Genomic DNA, 17,781 nt, shown 5'->3' on the forward strand with positions numbered 1-17,781 from the left:
GGTCTTCTCCGTCTTCGGACGGAGGAAACGCGCGTCGCGAGGGTGCACGAAGGCCGCCCTCCGTGGGGATGGAGGGCGGCCTTCGGAGTGTCGGACGAGGTCCGTGAGATCGGTCGGGGCCCGTGGGCCGGTGTGTGATCAGGGGGTCGGGACGGACTCGGGGGCAGGATCGGCGGAGGTCGGGTCGGCGGCACCGGCGGGCTTGCGCAGGGTGATCGCGGCGATCACCGCGCCGGCGGCGGCGATGGCGGAGGCACCGAGGAACGCGGCGGAAAAGCCGTCGGTGAGCGCGCCGGGGTTTCCGACCTCCTGGGCGCCGTGCGCGGCGGCGACGGCGGTCATCGCGGCCAGGCCGAGGGCCGAGCCGATCTGGTAGCTGGTGTTGACGATGCCGGAGGCGAGGCCGCCCTCCTCGGGACGGGCGCTGGAGATCGCGGTGCCCAGGGACGGGATGAAGGCGAGCGCCATGCCGGCGGCGGCGAGCAGGGAGGCGGGCAGCACGTCCACCCAGTAGTTGCCGTCGGAGCGGACGAAGGACAGCCACAACATGCCGCCGGCGAGCGCGATCAGACCGGTGACCACCAGCGGGTTGGGACCGAAACGGGCGATCAGGCGCGGTGCGAGCACGATCATCATGAGCATGATGGCCACGGTCATCGGCAGCAGGGCCGAGCCGGAGGCGAAGGCGCCCAGGCCGAGCACCTGCTGGAGGTAGAGGTTGAGGAAGAACCACATCGGGATCCAGGCCGCGGCCATCAGCAACTGGGCCAGGTTGGCCCCGGCGAGGTTGGGCGTACGCAGGATGCGCAGCGGCATCAGCGGCTCGGCCTTCTTCGCCTGGAGCAGCAGGAACAGGGCGATCAGGCCGATGCCGGCGGCGAGGACCACCAGGGTCTCGGCGGAGCCCCACCCGGTCTCGGGGGCACGCACGACGGCGTAGACGGCGACGCCGAGTCCGGCGGTGGCGAGGATGGCGCCGAGCACGTCGATCGAACCGTGCCGGGCGGGGGCGTCCGGCATCAGCGACGGCGTGGCGACCAGGGCGAGTACGGCGACGGGGATGTTGATGTAGAAGACCCACGGCCAGCTGGCGTATTCGGTGATCAGGCCGCCCAGGAAGACACCGGCGGTGCCACCGGCGGGCGCGGCGGCGCCGTACAGCGCGAACGCCTTGGTCAGCTCCTTGGGATTGCCGCCGAAGAGCATCATCAGCAGGGTCAGCGCCGAGGGCGCGATGAGCGCGGCACCGACACCCTGGACGGCTCGCCCGGCGAGCTCGATCCACACCTCGCCGGCGAGCCCGGCGGCCAGCGACCCGACACCCAGGATCGCCCAGCCGAGCGAGAACACCCGCTTGGCGCCGAACAGGTCGGACAACCGCCCACCGAGCAGGAGCAGCCCGCCGAACGCAACCACGTAGGCGTTGAAGACCCAGGACAGGTTCTCCTGCGAGAACCCGAGATCGGTACGCATCTCGGGCAGGGCCACGCCGATGATCGACGTGTCCATGATGACCATGAACTGCGCAAGCGCAATGAGCGCAAGTGCCGTCCAGCGACGCGGATTGGCTTGTGGTTCGGACATCGCGATCACTCCATAGATACGACCGGGGGGTATCCGGCGACCAGGAACATACCCGAGGGGGGTATGCAAAATCCAGAGCTGCGCGAAAAATACCTGAGGGGGGTATGCAATCAGCGTGCGTAAAGCCTCATGTCATGCCAAAACGCCCGCGCCGGGGCGATGCCGCGGAGGGCGCGGCAAAGCCCGGCGCGGAGGGGTGACGGAGGCCGGGAGGCCGGGTCCCGGAGCCCGGAAGGCTGGGAGACCGCTACTTCGCGAGCGACGCCCGGAGCTGATCGATCGTCAGCCACGGTTCACCGCGGTGCACCATGCGGTGACAGTTGGCACAGACGAGCACAAGATCGGCGAGCCTGGTCTGGCCCTCCCCGGCCACGTGCAGCGGCACCACGTGATGGCACTCGATGTAGCCGGCCCCGTGCGCACCGTACTTCGCCTCGAAGTCGAAGTCGCACACGGTGCAACCCAGGTGGCCTCGTTCGCGCAGGACCTCGGCGATCTTGCGTTCCCGCAGGCCGTGGTCGCGTTCCCGGTAGAGGTGTCGCCGAGCGAGGAGGCGTCCCTCCGGAGCGCTGTACTCCTCGAGCTCTTCGAGCGGCGTCTCGGGAAGCCGGAGCAACTCGCCGGAGCGCAGCCCGGACCCGATGCGCCGCGCGGCCTCGGCCATGGTGCTCGGCGCGGCGAGGAACGCGTGCAGGACCTCGACGTCCGACCGGCCGCTCCTGCCGCGCGCAGGCTTGCCGATGCCCCGCGCCCGGCGGGTGCGGAGGTCCCTGATCTTGCCGGCCACGGCATGGGGATCGCGGAAGCCCGCTCCGCGCGTGGCTTCGGGGTGGAAGGGCAGCTTCTGCAGCAGGCGGGACAACTCGACCACGCGCTCGTCACCCGGGTCGATGTCCGCCCAGCCGTCGCCGGCCGGCAGCGCGCAGGTCAGCACCAACTCGTCCCAGACCCATGCGGGTCCGGGCTCCCGCGCGCGTACCTCGAACCCGAGCCCGCGCAGCCACCCGGCGGCGGCCCTCCCCCCGCTGAACTCGTCCGCCCGCAGCGCCCGCCCCTGGCAGTAGCGATGGGCCACACCCGCGACGGCCTTGGAGTCGTAGTCCTTGCCCTCGTGAACCAGGACGTACTTCCGAGCCGGCTTGAACCCGTAACTCGCGAGGAAGTCGTCGGTCCCGAGCCGATCGCACTCCGCAAGAGCCTGCAAGACGGCGTCGCGGGTGAGCTCCCCGATCCTCATCACCCGAGTCTGTCAGCGCCCCACCCCAACCCACCACCGCCACCGCCCCGATTCCCGCAAACCACCACCGACTCCGCCTCCGAGAGGACGACGGGGCCACCCTCGGGTGGTTCGGATATCGAAGAAGTGATCCGGGCGATCCGCTGACCTGCGGAAAAGCCGTGGCATGGGCCCTGGCCTACACAAACACCTTGCCTGACTGCTCATCGTTTCGTGCCATTTCCTGCCCTGGTGTGCCCTTCCTGCGCCCTGTTTCTCGGCAGAGGCCGCTCCCCGCGACAGCCGGCGGGCCCCCGATTGCGGCCGTCCAGCCCGGCGGGAAGGCCGTGAGCAGCCGGTCGAAGAGCCCACCGTCACTTCAACTCCTCCCAAACCGACACTTCCGCGAAACCGGCCACAGGGCCGCTGCGCCGTTGATGTCCACGCCCAGCGACGCCTCGAAGCGGCGCCGCACCGTGGCCTCGCTGGTGAAGGAACGGTCCACACCGACACGGCATTTTTCAAGTCTCGGCATCCACGTGACGCACAGTACGGCGCGGCCCCAACAGTGCCGCGCCGTACGCGTTTTCCCAGCTCGGAGCCCACCTGCACGCCGGCCTGGTACGCGTCCCCAGCCCCCGTTCGCAAGCGTCCGGACCCACCAGGATCTTGACTCGAACGAACATGCGTGGCACCCGGATTGCGCCTCGGCAGCACGAATCGTGGGGTGGCACAGCCACGCGCCTACCATGCAAGAACTGGTAATCGAGCTGGACAACCGATGCCCTCGCGGCCGCAGCCAAGGAAGTACCGTTCCGCCAGGGACTCATGAGCCTCGGTCCCGATGGTTGGTTGAGCAGGCACCACGAACAAGGTTGCATATGTCGCATTTACAATAAAGGCAACTAATGCCCCATTCAATAAAACTACTCGTAAACGCACCCGTCGAGACCTAAACCCGCAGGTCATCAAGACTGCTCCCCGCGCACGCGGGGATGGTCCCAGCGAGTCGTTGCCCGTGCTGAACAGCACGGACTGCTCCCCGCGCACGCGGGGATGGTCCCAGCGTTCGAGCCCGTCCCCAGGGCAGCTGGAGCTGCTCCCCGCGCACGCGGGGATGGTCCCACGTAGCACCCGACCTGTCCGAACGTCTCCCCCTGCTCCCCGCGCACGCGGGGATGGTCCCATGGTGGCGCGGTTGGCCACCGACACGGCACCCTGCTCCCCGCGCACGCGGGGATGGTCCCCGAAGGTGCTACTGGACGAAGGAGCGGCCCACCTGCTCCCCGCGCACGCGGGGATGGTCCCACCCGCACCACCGGGCCACGCTCGACCGACGCCTGCTCCCCGCGCACGCGGGGATGGTCCCTGCAAGTGCGGCGGGGCCGGCCACGCCGTGGACCTGCTCCCCGCGCACGCGGGGATGGTCCCCGCACCCCGGGGTGCACTCAGGGCAGACCATGCTGCTCCCCGCGCACGCGGGGATGGTCCCGAACCCGGCGCGTCGATGCCCACGACAACTGCCTGCTCCCCGCGCACGCGGGGATGGTCCCACGGCCGACGATCAGGACCACGACGTCGAGCTCTGCTCCCCGCGCACGCGGGGATGGTCCCGGCATGTCGTCGCCTGCGACGTCGTACGTCGGCTGCTCCCCGCGCACGCGGGGATGGTCCCACGCTGCCCGCGAGGGCGAGACTCCTTGAGAACTGCTCCCCGCGCACGCGGGGATGGTCCCGGCGAATCGACGTCACGGCGTCGTGGCGTCGTCTGCTCCCCGCGCACGCGGGGATGGTCCCTGTCGGACGATGAGATCGACATCACCAAAACCCTGCTCCCCGCGCACGCGGGGATGGTCCCGCCAGCTTCTCCCGGAACTCTCGAACGGTGCTCTGCTCCCCGCGCACGCGGGGATGGTCCCGCGTGGTGCTCGACCAGCGCGTGCGCGTAGGCCTGCTCCCCGCGCACGCGGGGATGGTCCCGCGTGGTGCTCGACCAGCGCGTGCGCGTAGGCCTGCTCCCCGCGCACGCGGGGATGGTCCCTCGACATGCGGCCACTGCGGGGCTTCAACGACCTGCTCCCCGCGCACGCGGGGATGGTCCCCGCAGAGCCCCGTAGGGGGTCCACAGGACATCCTGCTCCCCGCGCACGCGGGGATGGTCCCGGGGAGGGCGTCGACCGCGTATGCGGCCGGCGCTGCTCCCCGCCCACGCGGGGATGGTCCCTGTGCGGCGCCGTTGGGAAGATCGACGTTTACCTGCTCCCCGCGCACGCGGGGATGGTCCCGCGGGGCAACGGGCACTGCTCGGGATGCCCCCTGCTCCCCGCGCACGCGGGGATGGTCCCGCCTCGGGCAAACCACCGCCGGCATGGCGGCCCTGCTCCCCGCGCACGCGGGGATGGTCCCCGCGACAGAGCCGCGCCCACTGAGGGGCCCGTCTGCTCCCCGCGCACGCGGGGATGGTCCCAGCAGGAATCCGAGGAACAGGACCGCGAGCGGCTGCTCCCCGCGCGCGCGGGGATGGTCCCGCCCACTGGAACAGGCTGATCGTGATGCGGTCCTGCTCCCCGCGCACGCGGGGCTGGTCCCTACAGACTCCGTCATGTGCAGAAGGGGTAAAGCCGGGCCGGGTATTGGGCGATCACGGAGTGGTGGGCCGTGCACGGGCGTTACCGCGAGTTGCAGCGCCGGCTCGACGTAGCACGGGCCGACCTGGGCGGCCTGGGCGTCGGGGCTCGAGACGGCGCCGCCCTACACGGACCCGCTGCGAACGCGCATCGATCCGATCCGGTGCTCGTGGAGGAGGCGGTGCCGGTGATGAGTGATCCATCCGGTGAGAGCGGATGTGACAACACCGAGGCGGCGGCCCACGACGGCTTCGCCCGGGAGTCCCGGCATGGATTGGAGCCTCGGACAACCTCCGCAGTGCGCGACAACGTCCCGATGGACGGGTGGGCGGCGTACGGCGTTCAAGACAAGACGCCTGATCGAGGAGGTGCCCGACGGCGGCGATGTGGCAGGCGACGACGGGGCTGGGGATGCGGCGCCCGCCGGTGCCGCCGGTGTTGTGGGCACATCTGGAAGTCCGCGCTCGCGGATGCATACGCTTTGGCGCCACTGCGTCGTTGTCGTGGTGGACGTGGGTGAGAACATCCGGGTGCTTGCCCGAGTATCTGGGGCACGCCGATCCCGGTTTCACGCGCCGGATCTGTACCCACCTCGTGTCCGCGGGCGACGAGTGCATGAAGAAGGCCGCCGACCGCGTGATGGCAGCGGTCGACGGCCTTGTCTTCGGGAGGGCGGCGGGGCCGCTCTCGGGGGGTTTAGATGTCGAAGTAGAGCTCGAACTCGTGGGGGTGGGGGCGCAGGCGGACCGGGTCGATTTCCTTGGTGCGCTTGTATTCGATCCAGGTGTCGATCAGGTCCTGGGTGAAGACGCCGCCTTCGAGGAGGTACTCGTGGTCGGCCTCCAGGGCGTCGAGGACCTCGGCGAGGGTGCCGGGGACCTGGGGGACGGCCTGGTGCTCGTCGGGGGCCAGCTCGTACAGGTCCTTGTCGACCGGCTCCAGCGGCTCGATCTTGTTCTTGACGCCGTCGAGGCCGGCCATCAGCTGGGCGGCGAAGGCCAGGTACGGGTTGGCCGACGGGTCCGGGACGCGGAACTCGACGCGCTTGGCCTTCGGGTTGCTGCCCGTGATCGGGATGCGGATGCAGGCCGAGCGGTTGCGCTGCGAGTAGACCAGGTTGACCGGCGCCTCGAAGCCCGGGACCAGGCGGTGGTACGAGTTCACCGTCGGGTTGGTGAAGGCCAGCAGCGACGGGGCGTGCTTGAGCAGGCCGCCGATGAAGTAGCGGGCGGTGTCCGACAGCCCCGCGTAGCCCTGCTCGTCGTAGAACAGCGGCGAGCCGTCGGCCCACAGCGACATGTGGCAGTGCATGCCCGAGCCGTTGTCGCCGAAGATCGGCTTCGGCATGAAGGTCGCGGTCTTGCCGTTGCGCCACGCGACGTTCTTGACGATGTACTTGAACAGCATCAGGTCGTCGGCCGCCGCGAGCAGCGTGTTGAACTTGTAGTTGATCTCGGCCTGGCCGGCGGTGCCCACCTCGTGGTGCTGGCGCTCGATCTCCAGACCCGCCGCCTCCAGCTCCAGGGAGATCTCCGCGCGCAGGTCGGCGAAGTGGTCGACCGGCGGGGTCGGGAAGTAGCCGCCCTTGTAGCGGACCTTGTAGCCGCGGTTGTTCTCCTCCGCACCGGTGTTCCAGGCACCCGCCTCGGAGTCGATGTGGTAGAAGGACTCGTTCGCGCCGGTCGCGAAGCGCACGCTGTCGAACACGTAGAACTCGGCCTCGGGGCCGAAGTACGCCGTGTCGGCGATGCCGGTGCCGGCGAGGTAGCGCTCGGCCTTCTTCGCGACGTTGCGCGGGTCGCGGCTGTACTCCTCATCCGTCAGCGGGTCGTGGATGAAGAAGTTGATGTTGAGCGTCTTGTCCTTGCGGAACGGGTCGAGTCGCGCCGTGGACAGGTCCGGGCGAAGCGCCATGTCCGACTCGTGGATCGCCTGGAAGCCGCGGATCGAGGATCCGTCGAAGGCCAGCGTCTCACTCGGGTCGAAGGTCTTCGCCGGAACCGTGAAGTGCTGCATCACGCCAGGCAGGTCGCAAAAACGAACGTCGACGAACTTGACGTCGTTGTCGGCGATGTATCGCGACACCTCTTCGGCGTTGTTGAACATCAATCCTCCTCGACCCGGCGCCAGGCGCGGGTAGTTGCGTTCGCGGGGAGCGGCCTCCTCCCCGGTGGCCACTAGGCCATGAAGGTAGGCGCGAGCGGTTTCCCGTCGGTGTCCCTCGTGTTTCCGGGATGTTACGCACCCACCCGTACGGTCTAGCCGGTTTGCCTGGATGCGTGCCCGTGATCAGCCGCCCGTATGCCCACCCCCGGGGCGGGTGAATCGGCCCGGCTCGTCTACTTTGGAGGGGTGGACGAGAACACGAGCGCATCGCGGACCCAGGCCTCCGGGGCGGCGGACGACGAATTCGCCTACCGCGGCAAGCGTCTCGGGTTGCCCGAGGACGGACCCAATTCACTGGCGCCGACCGGGCGCCGGCTCCTTGCCCTGGTCATCGACTGGGGCATCTGCTACGTCATCGCGCTGTCCTTCCTGGGCGGCGGCAAGCTCAACGCGGTCGGCACCAGCTGGGGCACGCTCGGCGTGTTCGCCGTGGAGAACCTGCTCCTGGTGAGCACGCTCGGCTGGACCCTGGGCAAGCGGATCATGGGCATCCGGGTGGTCTCGGTCACCCGCGGTTCGCTGCTGCCGCTCGCGGTCGTGGTGCGGACGTTCCTGTTGTGCCTGGTGATCCCGCCGGCCATCTACGACCGGGACGGGCGCGGCTTCCACGACAAGGCGGTCGGCACGGCGGTGGTCCGGGCTTAGGCCCTCCTGCGACATCCGTGCTCCGAAACAGAAGAGACAGAAGAGAGCGGCGGCGATCCGGGTTCGGATCGCCGCCGCTCTCGCGTCGAACGGGGGACGGGCGCGGGTGTCGCGCGGGTGCGTGGCGCCGGGGTGGGTGGGTCAGCCGCGCGGGCCGCGCGGCATGCGCGCGCCCTTCGGCATCGGGCCCTTGGGCACCGGCATGTTCTTCATCAGGTCGCCGACCGCCCGCAGCCGGTCGTTGACCTGCGCGACCTCGGGCTTGGCCATGGTCGGGGTCAGCTTCATGATGTGCCGCTGGAGCTTGAGCAGCGGGACCTGACCCTCGTCGTTGCCGACGATGATCGTGTGCACCGTGGTGTTCGCCGCCAGTCGGGACATGCGCTTCTTCTCATCGGCCAACAGTCGCGTCACACGACCCGTCTGACCCTCGCCCACCAGGATGATGCCGGGGCGACCCACGGCGCGGTGTACGACATCCTGGTTGCGGGTGATGGCCACGGTGGGGGTCACGACCCAGCCACGCTTGAGTGACTGCATGACCGCCAACGCGGCGCCGGGCTGGCCCTCCATCTGGCCGAGCACCGACTTCTCGGCCCTGCGTCCGAAGATGAAGGCCGCCGCGAGCAGACCCACGAGGGCACCGAAGATGCCCAGGTAGATCGGATGTCCCCACCAGAAGCCGATGGCCAGGAGTACTGCGAATACGCCCAGGCCCCAGGCCGCCACAATCAAGCCGACCCACGGATCGGCCTTCTTCGTCTGCTGGTAGGCGAGCCGGATCTGCTTCAGCCGGCCGCTCTTCTCGGATGGTTCCTTGCTCGCCATGTGAAAAGGATACTGGCGTGCCGTCCACCGGGGACAATGCCTGGCGCCGGCTTGTCGCGACCATCCCGCCGAAGGCGCGGCGATCCGGCCGTCCGGCGGGAAATCCATCCCCCGAGGACGGCCGAATCACGGGCCGACCGGCCCCGCGCGGCTCTAGCGCGAGCCGGCGCCCGGTGCCTGCTTGACCGGGGCCAGCCGGGCCAGGATGTCGGAGGCCTCGGCGCGGGCCCGGGCGCGGCTGCGGTCGGCGCACACGGCCGCCCACGCGTTGCGGCGGGCGGTGCGCTGACCACCCTCGAACATCAGGACGGTCTCGACGGCCCGGAAGACCCGGCCGACGGTGGCCCGGCGTGCGGCGAGGCCGCGATCGAACGCGCCGCGCAGCACCGAGACGTTGTCCTGCTGCGTGTCTGGCATGAGGTCGTCCCCCTAGCTGTGCTCGATGCGAGCTTCGGCCGCACCACGACCGACTCTCGCGACACTGTGTTGCCCGATGATGGCGCCCGGGTCACACCGAGGTGAAACTCTGCGCACCTTCGGCCGACGCGGCCCGCGTCTCACGCACCTCCAGGGCTTGGCGGTACAGCCGACCCGCGCGGTACGACGAGCGGACCAGGGGTCCGGAGAGCACGCCCGCGAAGCCGATCTCCTCGGCCTCCTCGTTCAGCTCGACGAACTCCTCCGGCTTCACCCAGCGCTCGACGGGGTGGTGCCGCACGCTCGGCCGCAGGTATTGCGTGATGGTCAGCAGTTCGCAGCCGGCGTCGTGCAGGTCCTGCATCGCCTGGCTGATCTCGGCGCGCTCCTCGCCCATGCCCAGGATCAGGTTGGACTTGGTGACCAGACCCGCCGCCCTGGCCTGGCTGATCACGTCGAGCGAGCGCTCGTAGCGAAAGCCGGGCCGGATGCGCTTGAAGATGCGCGGCACGGTCTCGATGTTGTGCGCCAGCACCTCGGGGCGCGAGGAGAACACCTCGGCCAACTGGTCCGGTTGCGCGGTGAAGTCCGGGATCAGCAGCTCGACGCCGGTGCCCGGGTTCAGCTCCTTGATCTGCCGGACGGTCTCCGCGTACAACCACGCGCCGCCGTCGGGCAGGTCGTCGCGGGCCACGCCCGTGACCGTGGCGTACTTCAGACCCATCGCCTGGACCGACTCGGCCACCCGACGCGGCTCGTCGCGGTCCAACTCGGCGGGCTTGCCGGTGTCGATCTGGCAGAAGTCGCAGCGCCGGGTGCACTGGTCGCCGCCGATCAGGAAGGTCGCCTCGCGGTCTTCCCAGCACTCGTAGATGTTGGGACAGCCCGCTTCCTCGCACACCGTGTGCAGCCCCTCGCGCTTCACGAGTTGCTTGAGCTCGGTGTATTCGGGGCCCATCTTCGCCCGGGTCTTGATCCACGAAGGCTTGCGCTCGATGGGAGTCTCGGCGTTGCGGACTTCCAGGCGAAGCAGCTTGCGGCCGTCGGGTGCGACAGCGGACACGCGCGACTCCCTCTTCTCGGGTCGGCCTGCGGGCGGGACAGACCGCAGTGGGCCCGACAGGATGGGACGGGCCCGTGGTGGGGCGGTACGTCCAGAGTACGCCGAGCGGATCGGGGCTCCGGACGCCCCGTCAAGTGGCAACCGGGACGAACCCGGGTGGATTCCCCGGTGGTCGGGTCCGGGACGAGGCGTGCGTCACGCGGCGCGGGTCGTGCGGTGCGGTGCGCGTCACGCGGTGTGCCCGCTACGCGGCTCGCCTCACGCGGCTCGCGTCACGCCGGGATCCGGGCGAAGACGTCGGCCAGGTGCCGCTCGGCCAGCGGCAGGATCTCGGCGACGGTGACCTCGCGGCCGAGTTCGCGGCTGAGCGAGGTGACCCCGGCGTCCTTGATGCCGCACGGCACGATGCGGTCGTAGTAGGTCATGTCGGCGTCACAGTTGATCGCGAAGCCGTGCATGGTGACCTTGCGCGAGACCCGGACGCCGATCGCCGCGAGCTTGCGGTCGTCGCCGCGCTGCCCCGCGTTGGAGGGCGCGTACTCCGGACCGGCCAGGCGCGGGTCGAACTCCGGGTGCAGGCGCGGGTCGGGCACGGCCGTGAGCCGGCTGTCCAGGCGCAGGTCGAGGCCGCCGGTCGGGGCGGCCCGCTGCGGCACCGCGTCGCCTAGGACCCACACGCCGCTGCGTCCCTCGATCCGGGTGGTCTCCAGACCCAGGTCGGCGCAGACCCGGATCAGCGCCTCCTCCATCCGACGCACGTGCGCAACCACGTCGACCGGCTCGGGCAGGCGCACGATCGGGTAGCCGACGAGCTGGCCGGGACCGTGCCAGGTGATCTTGCCGCCGCGGTCGACGTCGACCACGGGCGTGCCGTCCATCGGGCGCTCGGAGGGGTCGGTACGGCGGCCGGCGGTGTAGACCGCGGGGTGTTCCAGGAGCAGACAGGTGTCGCCGATTTCGCCGCTCACCACCTGCTCGTGCACGCGGCGCTGTTCCTCCCAGGCAGCCTCGTACGGAACGGCGTCGGCGCCGAGGCCCAGGTGCACGAATCGCAAGAAGCTGGTCACGCCCACCAGCGTACGACGGGGTCGAACATCACCCGCGACCGGCGTCGAGGCCGCGGACTCGGCAGGTCACGCCGGTGAAGGTGCAGCCGATCGCCTCGACCCGGCCGTACAGGCCGAACTCGATCACCACGCTCGCCCCGGGCGCCAGCGGTCCCCGGCCGCGGGCGGTCGCGACGCCGCGATCGGTGCTGGTGCGCATGTCCTCGCCGTAGAGCATGGTGAAGCCGCTCTGCCGGCCCGACGTGGTGAGCGTGAGGTCCCAGGCGGGCAGCGGGCGGGGGGTGCGGTTGGTGATCACCACGGTGCCGTCGGCGCCCCAGCCGGAGTCGGCCACGGTGGCGTCGACGGAGATGTCCGCGGGGCCGGTGGTGGCGGGCGGCGGCGGGACGGGCGGGGCCGGCGGCGCGCTGGAGCGGGTCGCGGTCGCGCTCGCCCCGGGGTGGGCGCTCGCCGAGGCGGACGGGGAGCGGGTCGCCGACCGTGTCGCGCTCGCGGTCGTCGCCGGGCCCGTGGCGGGGGCCGTACCCGCGCCCGGGCTCGCCGCGGCGGTGCCGGGCAGCGGGAACGCGGGCGCCGGCAGCGGCAGGTTCCGGTCGAGCGAGACCGGGGCGTCGCCCCGATCCGAGTCGCCGAGTCCGGCGAACAGGAAGACCCCGCTGGTGAGCAGCAGGCAGACGATCGCGACCGCGGCGAGGGGGATCACGATCCCGCGGGCGGTGTCGTCCGATTGCCGGGTCACGCGTGCGTTTCCTTCGCCTGGTCGCGGGCGGCTCGCGATTCCCGGACACTCCGGCCGATGTGGCCCGACGCCCCCGAGGCGCGTCCGCGCGGACGTCGGCCGCGCGGAAGTCGATCACCCCAACGGGTGAACTGCCTCGCGCATGTTCCACCACCGCTACGCGCATCGCAAGCGGCGGCAGCTGGTGACAGCGCGGTGGATCCGTGTCGCCGATTCGGCAGGTTTTGCCGAACTTGGCCGAACCGGGGCTTCCTCGGGGCGAATTCGCCCCATCCCGGCGGGTCCTTCGGGCGTAACTCGAAAGGGTCATTGTTGTGAGCGTTCGGGTTGTAGCGCTCCAGAAATCGCTAGATTCTCGCGCGATCACCCACCCACACCCGAACCACCGCACCAGCGGGAGGCGTTCATCTCCATGGCAGCCAGGGTCGAGCGGCGCCCCAATCACCGGCTGGCGGCGCTTGTCGAGGAAGCCGGCTTCTCGCATGCCGGTCTGGCCCGACGCGTTGACCAACTCGGTGCGGAACAGGGCATCGATCTCCGGTACGACAAGACCTCAGTGGCACGCTGGCTGCGGGGCCAACATCCGCGCGGGATCGTGCCGATACTGCTCGCGGAGGTCTTCACCCAACGACTCGGCCGCAAACTCAGCGCCGAGGACCTGGGCATGGCCGGATGCCGGCCGGACTACGCCGGGCTGGAGTACGCGTCCGGTCCGCCCGAGGCGGTCGAGATCGTCACCGGCATGTGGCAGGCCGACTCGGCGCAGCGATCCGCCCTGGTGGAGGCCGCGTTCACACCCGGGGCGCTGGTGGTGCCCAGCCGGGACTGGCTGATCGGCGCCGGCGACGAGCGGCCGGCGCGGCAGGACGGGGACCGCGTGGGCCTCGGCGACGTGGCCGCGGTGCGGGCGGTCGGCGAGGCGTTCCGGCGGTTGGACAACTCGTTCGGCGGGGGGCACGGCCGGCAGGCGCTGGTGCGCTACCTCGACACCGAGGTGACCGCGATACTGCGCGGGACCTACGACTCGCGCACCGGCAGCGCGCTGTTCGGCGCGGCGGCCACGCTCACCCGCCTGGTCGGCTGGATGGCGTACGACGTGGGCGTGCACGGGATGGCGCAGCGCTATTTCGTCCAGGCGCTGCGGCTGGCCCAGGCGTCGGGGGATCGGGCGCTCGGTGGGTTCGTGTTGTCCACGATGAGCCGGCAGGCGGTATACCTCGGGCACGGGCGCGAGGCGGTACAGCTGGCGCGGGTCGCCCAGCAGGGCGCGTCGGCGGTGGCCACGCCCCGGGTGCGCGCGCTCTTCCACGCGGTCGAGGCGCGCGGACACGGCCTGCTCGGCGACGCGCGGGCGTGCGGGGCGGCGCTGTTGCGGGCCGAGCAGGCGTTGGAGTGCGTCACGTCCGGGGACGACGAGCCGGAGTGGGTCGCGTTCATGAACGAGGCCCAGTTGGCCGACGATCACGCGCACTGCTACCGGGACTTGGAGGACTACGACAAGGCGCGCGAATACGCCGAGCGTTCGTTGCGGCTGCGCGGGAGCGAGTACGCGCGCAGCCGGTTGTTCTGCCAGACGATCCTGGCCACCGCGTTGCTGGAGCTGGGCGAGGTGGAGCAGGCATGCCGGGTGGAGGCGGAGGCGACCGAACAGGCGGAGGGGCTGCGGTCGTCGCGGGCGGTGGACTATGTACGCGAGTTCACCCATCGGTTGGCGCCGTATCGGGACGTGCCGGCGGTACGCGAATTCGAGGCGCGGTCGGGCTGCTTCGTCCGCACGGCCTGAGCGGCGCGGCGGTCAGGCCGCGAGGGCGCCCAGGTCGGCGAGGGCGGAGCGGGCCGCTCTGCGACCGGAGGCCAGGGCGCCCTGGATGGAGCTGGAGTCGCGATGGTCGCCGCAGACGTACAGGCCGCCGATCAGCCGGACCGGTCGGCGGAAGTTGTGGCCGGGCTCGACGACCGGGACGGCCTGCGGGATGTGACAGGTGGTCAGGTGTGCCCACGTGGTGGTGGGCGTGTCGTGGACGACCGCGAGCCGTTCGCGGACCCGTAGTTCGAGCTTGGCCGGCTCCGAGCCGTCGTGCCCGAGCACGGTGGTGGCGATCAGCGCCCGGCGGTCCGGCGCGTAGGTGGGGGCGACCTGGCTGACCACCGTCGTGTGCGCGAACGGGCTGCGGGCGTCGGCCTCCACGAGCAGCGACGCGTCGGCCCGGGGCGCGCCTCGGGCCACGTGGTACAGCGTGGTCACCGGGTGGAACGCGGGCATCCGCAGACCCGGCAGCAGCGCCACCGCCGTACTCGGATCGGTGGCCACGATCACCGCGCGGGCCCGGATCTCGCCCGCCAGGTCGGTCAGTACACGATCGGCCGAGACGGACGACACGCGCACGCCGTAGTGCACCACGCCCGCCGGCAGGGCCGCCGCGAGCTGGGTCGGCACCGCCGCCATGCCCCGGGCGGGCAGCGCCACCCGGCCGCGCAGGAAGGACCGGAGCATCAGCTCGGCGAACCGGCTGGACGAGCGCAGCTCGGGATCGTGCAACAGCGCGGCCAGCAGCGGGCGCAGGGTCCGCCGGGTCAGCTCGGGCGGCAGCGCGCGCAACACCGGCGCATCGGCGGCGGCCGTCTCGGCGGCGCCGAACACCCGCGCCACCGGGGCGGACGCGGTCCGGGCGAGCAGGGCGGCCAGCCGCGCCCGGTCGGTGCCGCTGCCGTTGCGCAGCCCGCCGATCGCGTCCCGGACCCGGTGCACGTCGCCGATCCGCTGCGTGCGGCCGTCCTCGTACAACAGCACACCGGGCTGGAACGCGCGCAACCCCAGTGCGGCGACATCGAGTTGCCGGCGCACCTGGGGGCAGGAGGTGGTCAGCGACTGAAAGCCGCGGTCGACCCGGAAGCCGTCCACGACATCCGTCCACACCCGCCCCCCGGGTCGATCGCCCGCTTCCAGCACGGTGACCGGCACCCCGGCCGCGGCCACGGTCCGTGCCGCGCTCAAGCCGGCCAACCCGGCCCCCACCACGATCACCTCGGTACGGCGCACGTCGACCACGATCGTCCTCCCGTCCCCCAGCCCACGACCACCCACGCCGCGGTGTCGGTTTCATCGCCTACAGGTCGTACCCCTCGAAAGCCGGGTCGGTCTCACCGCCTACAGGTCAACCCCTCGAAAGCCGGGTCGGTTTCATCGCCTACAGGTCGTACCCCTCGAAGGCCCGGTCGGTTTCATCGCCTACAGGTCATACCCACCAAAAGCCCGAAGGAGCGCACCGACCAACACCGGTTGTCCGACGGGCAACAGCAGGGCGTCCACCTGTCGACGAGCGTGCCGGACGTGACGTCGGGACTCAGCCGTCGAGGGCGGCGGCGATCGCGGTGTCGATGGTGGGGTGTTCGAAGGTGAAGGCGGAGTCCAGGAGGGCCCTGGGGACCATGCGTTGGCCGGTGAGGATTTCGTTGGCGAAGTCGCCGAGGGCGATGCGCAGGGCGAATGGGGGGACCGCGAGGAAGGTGGGGCGGTGCAGGGCCCGGCCCATGGCTTTGGTGGCCTCGGCGTTGGTGACCGGGTGCGGGGTGGTCAGGTTGACCGGGCCGGACAGGGTCGGGTGGTCCAGGACGTGGCGGATCGCGGCCACCTCGTCGGTCAGGGAGATGAAGCTCCAGTATTGCCGGCCCGAGCCGAGTCGGCCGCCGAGGCCGGCCCGGAACAGCGGGAACATCCGGCCCCACGCGCCGCCGGAGCGGGAGACCACCAGGCCGGTGCGCAGGTGGGCGACTCGGATGCCGGCCTCGACGGCGGGCGTGGTGGCCGCCTCCCACTCCGTGCACAGGTCGGCCAGGAAGCCGGTCCCGGGCGGGGACGACTCGTCCACCTCGCGCTCGCCCGTGTCGCCGTAGTAGCCCATTGCGGAGCCGGACAGCAGTACCCGCGGCGCCGGTCGCAGGGCCGCCAGCGCGCGGGAGACGGCCGCCGTGCCCAGGACCCGGCTGTCCCGGAGTTCGCGCTTGTACGCGGCCGTCCAGCGCCGATCCCCGATGCCCGCGCCGGCCAGATGCACCGCCGCGTCCACCGGGCCGAGCGCGGCGGTGTCCACCGTGCCGCCATGCGGGTCCCAGCGCACCTCGTCGGGCCCGCGGGGGGCCCGGCGGACCAGCCGGACCACCTCGTGGCCGTCGGCGGCGAGCGAGCGGACGAGAGCGGAACCCACGAGGCCGGACGAGCCGGTGACGGCGATACGCATGGGAGCATCCTCGCCCACCCGTCGCCGAACATGGCGAAGGCGGCCCGGACCGGGGTCCGAACCGCCTTCGGGTCGTGCGTGTCGCCGGCTGCCTACAGGCCGAGGTCGCCCTCGAAGGCGCCTTCCTCGAGACGGGTCTTCACCGTCTGCAGGAAGCGGGCCGCGTCCGCGCCGTCCACCAGACGGTGGTCGTAGGACAGGGCCAGGTACACCATCGAGCGCACCGCGATGACCTCGCCGAGCGTCGGGTCGTTGACCACGACCGGGCGCTTGACGACCGCGCCCGTGCCGAGCATCGCGACCTGCGGCTGCGGGAAGATCGGCGTGTCGAACAGCGCGCCGCGCGAACCGGTGTTGGTCAGCGTGAACGTGCCGCCGGCCAGCTCGTCGGGGCTGACCTTGTTGGTGCGGGTGCGCTCCGCCAGGTCCGAGATCTTCCGGGACAGGCCCGCGATGTTCAGGTCACCCGCGTTGTGGATGACCGGGACCATCAGACCGCGGTCGGTGTCCACCGCGATCACCAGGTGCTCGGCGTCGTGGTAGGTGACCGTGCCCGCGTCCAGGTCCATCGAGGCGTTCAGGACCGGGTGGACCTTGAGCGCCTCGACCGCCGCCTTGGCGAAGAACGGCATGAACGACAGCTTGACGCCCTCGCGGGCCACGAAGTCGTTCTTGGCCCGGTCGCGCAGGCGGGCGATGTTGGTGACGTCCACCTCGACGACGGTGGTCAGCTGGGCCGAGGTCTGCAGCGACTCGACCATGCGCTTGGCGATCACCGTGCGCATCCGCGACAACTTCTCGGTCCGACCGCGCAGCGGCGACGGCTCGATCGGCGCCGCGGCCTTGGCGGCCGGAGCGGCGGCGGGAGCCGCGGCCGAAGCCGAGGCAGCCGCAGCGGCCTGGGCCGCCTGCTGCTTACGGGCCGTCTCCAGGACGTCCTGCTTGCGGATGCGGCCACCGATGCCGGTGCCCTCGATCGCGCCCAGGTCCACGTTGTGCTCGGCGGCGAGCTTGCGCACCAGCGGCGTGACATACGCGCCGTCGGCCTCGGCCGGCGGGGCGAGCTGCGCCGCCGGGGCGGCGGCCTGCGGAGCGGGAGCCGGCGCGGGCGTCGGAGCCGGCTTCGGCGCGGGCGCCTGAGCCGGAGCCGCGGCGGGAGCCGGAGCCGGAGCGGGCGCCGCGGCCTGGGCC

At 71.2% G+C, this 17,781-nt stretch carries 13 protein-coding genes and 1 CRISPR repeat array; of the genes, 2 read left to right on the plus strand and 11 right to left on the minus strand.

From position 1 onward, the window contains the following. Positions 1 to 138: 138 nt before the first annotated feature. The 3 genes from ACWGR4_RS32940 to glnA form a co-directional block, all read right to left on the minus strand. On the minus strand, positions 139 to 1,584 hold the full coding sequence (locus tag ACWGR4_RS32940) for an MFS transporter (RefSeq protein ID WP_452129333.1): 1,446 nt from the start codon (positions 1,582 to 1,584) through the stop codon (positions 139 to 141). Between the two features lie 247 nt (positions 1,585 to 1,831). Then, on the minus strand, positions 1,832 to 2,821 hold the full coding sequence (locus tag ACWGR4_RS32945; protein ID WP_452129332.1) for an HNH endonuclease: 990 nt from the start codon (positions 2,819 to 2,821) through the stop codon (positions 1,832 to 1,834). Positions 2,822 to 3,774: 953 nt separating this feature from the next. Beyond that, positions 3,775 to 5,389: direct repeats of the CRISPR family, unit length 29 nt; unit sequence CTGCTCCCCGCGCACGCGGGGATGGTCCC. A gap of 734 nt (positions 5,390 to 6,123) precedes the next feature. After that, positions 6,124 to 7,533, minus strand: coding sequence for a type I glutamate--ammonia ligase (gene glnA / locus ACWGR4_RS32950; RefSeq protein WP_380012475.1), 1,410 nt, complete (start codon positions 7,531 to 7,533; stop codon positions 6,124 to 6,126). A gap of 246 nt (positions 7,534 to 7,779) precedes the next feature. Between glnA and ACWGR4_RS32955 the strand changes: the two genes are divergently transcribed. Further along, a complete protein-coding gene (locus ACWGR4_RS32955) occupies positions 7,780 to 8,238 on the plus strand; it encodes an RDD family protein (protein WP_380012478.1) in 459 nt (152 codons plus the stop codon). 141 nt (positions 8,239 to 8,379) lie between these two features. Here the strand turns inward: ACWGR4_RS32955 and ACWGR4_RS32960 are convergent, their stop codons facing one another. The 5 genes from ACWGR4_RS32960 to ACWGR4_RS32980 form a co-directional block, all read right to left on the minus strand. After that, positions 8,380 to 9,066: a DUF4191 domain-containing protein gene (locus tag ACWGR4_RS32960; RefSeq protein WP_078977506.1), complete on the minus strand. Its 687-nt coding sequence runs from the start codon at positions 9,064 to 9,066 to the stop codon at positions 8,380 to 8,382. Between the two features lie 153 nt (positions 9,067 to 9,219). Next, positions 9,220 to 9,483: a hypothetical protein gene (locus tag ACWGR4_RS32965; RefSeq protein ID WP_380012481.1), complete on the minus strand. Its 264-nt coding sequence runs from the start codon at positions 9,481 to 9,483 to the stop codon at positions 9,220 to 9,222. A 91-nt stretch (positions 9,484 to 9,574) separates the two neighbouring features. Next, on the minus strand, positions 9,575 to 10,546 hold the full coding sequence (gene lipA / locus ACWGR4_RS32970) for a lipoyl synthase (RefSeq protein WP_380012484.1): 972 nt from the start codon (positions 10,544 to 10,546) through the stop codon (positions 9,575 to 9,577). 272 nt (positions 10,547 to 10,818) lie between these two features. Then, entirely contained in the window at positions 10,819 to 11,613 is a 795-nt protein-coding gene (gene lipB, locus ACWGR4_RS32975; protein ID WP_380012487.1) for a lipoyl(octanoyl) transferase LipB, read from the minus strand. Between the two features lie 28 nt (positions 11,614 to 11,641). Next, on the minus strand, positions 11,642 to 12,352 hold the full coding sequence (locus ACWGR4_RS32980) for a hypothetical protein (protein WP_452133863.1): 711 nt from the start codon (positions 12,350 to 12,352) through the stop codon (positions 11,642 to 11,644). Between the two features lie 412 nt (positions 12,353 to 12,764). Between ACWGR4_RS32980 and ACWGR4_RS32985 the strand changes: the two genes are divergently transcribed. After that, entirely contained in the window at positions 12,765 to 14,135 is a 1,371-nt protein-coding gene (locus ACWGR4_RS32985; protein WP_452133862.1) for a regulator, read from the plus strand. A gap of 12 nt (positions 14,136 to 14,147) precedes the next feature. Here ACWGR4_RS32985 and ACWGR4_RS32990 read toward each other — a convergent pair whose 3' ends face one another. The 3 genes from ACWGR4_RS32990 to sucB all read right to left on the minus strand — a co-directional run. Continuing rightward, a complete protein-coding gene (locus tag ACWGR4_RS32990; RefSeq protein WP_452133861.1) occupies positions 14,148 to 15,401 on the minus strand; it encodes an NAD(P)/FAD-dependent oxidoreductase in 1,254 nt (417 codons plus the stop codon). A 295-nt stretch (positions 15,402 to 15,696) separates the two neighbouring features. Next, on the minus strand, positions 15,697 to 16,590 hold the full coding sequence (locus ACWGR4_RS32995; protein WP_452133860.1) for a TIGR01777 family oxidoreductase: 894 nt from the start codon (positions 16,588 to 16,590) through the stop codon (positions 15,697 to 15,699). A gap of 92 nt (positions 16,591 to 16,682) precedes the next feature. Beyond that, positions 16,683 to 17,781 (minus strand): 2-oxoglutarate dehydrogenase, E2 component, dihydrolipoamide succinyltransferase (gene sucB, locus ACWGR4_RS33000; RefSeq protein ID WP_452134288.1); only part of this gene is annotated, 1,099 nt, incomplete at its 5' end.

This window comes from Embleya sp. NPDC055664 (genome assembly GCF_053618075.1).

Coding starts and splice junctions, on each gene's coding strand:
- ACWGR4_RS32945 (WP_452129332.1), bottom strand. CDS start 2,821: ATGAGGATCGGGGAGCTCACCCGCGACGCCGTCTTGCAGGCTCTTGCG.
- ACWGR4_RS32940 (WP_452129333.1), bottom strand. CDS start 1,584: ATGTCCGAACCACAAGCCAATCCGCGTCGCTGGACGGCACTTGCGCTC.
- glnA (WP_380012475.1), bottom strand. CDS start 7,533: ATGTTCAACAACGCCGAAGAGGTGTCGCGATACATCGCCGACAACGAC.
- ACWGR4_RS32985 (WP_452133862.1), top strand. CDS start 12,765: ATGGCAGCCAGGGTCGAGCGGCGCCCCAATCACCGGCTGGCGGCGCTT.
- ACWGR4_RS32960 (WP_078977506.1), bottom strand. CDS start 9,066: ATGGCGAGCAAGGAACCATCCGAGAAGAGCGGCCGGCTGAAGCAGATC.
- ACWGR4_RS32995 (WP_452133860.1), bottom strand. CDS start 16,590: ATGCGTATCGCCGTCACCGGCTCGTCCGGCCTCGTGGGTTCCGCTCTC.
- ACWGR4_RS32965 (WP_380012481.1), bottom strand. CDS start 9,483: ATGCCAGACACGCAGCAGGACAACGTCTCGGTGCTGCGCGGCGCGTTC.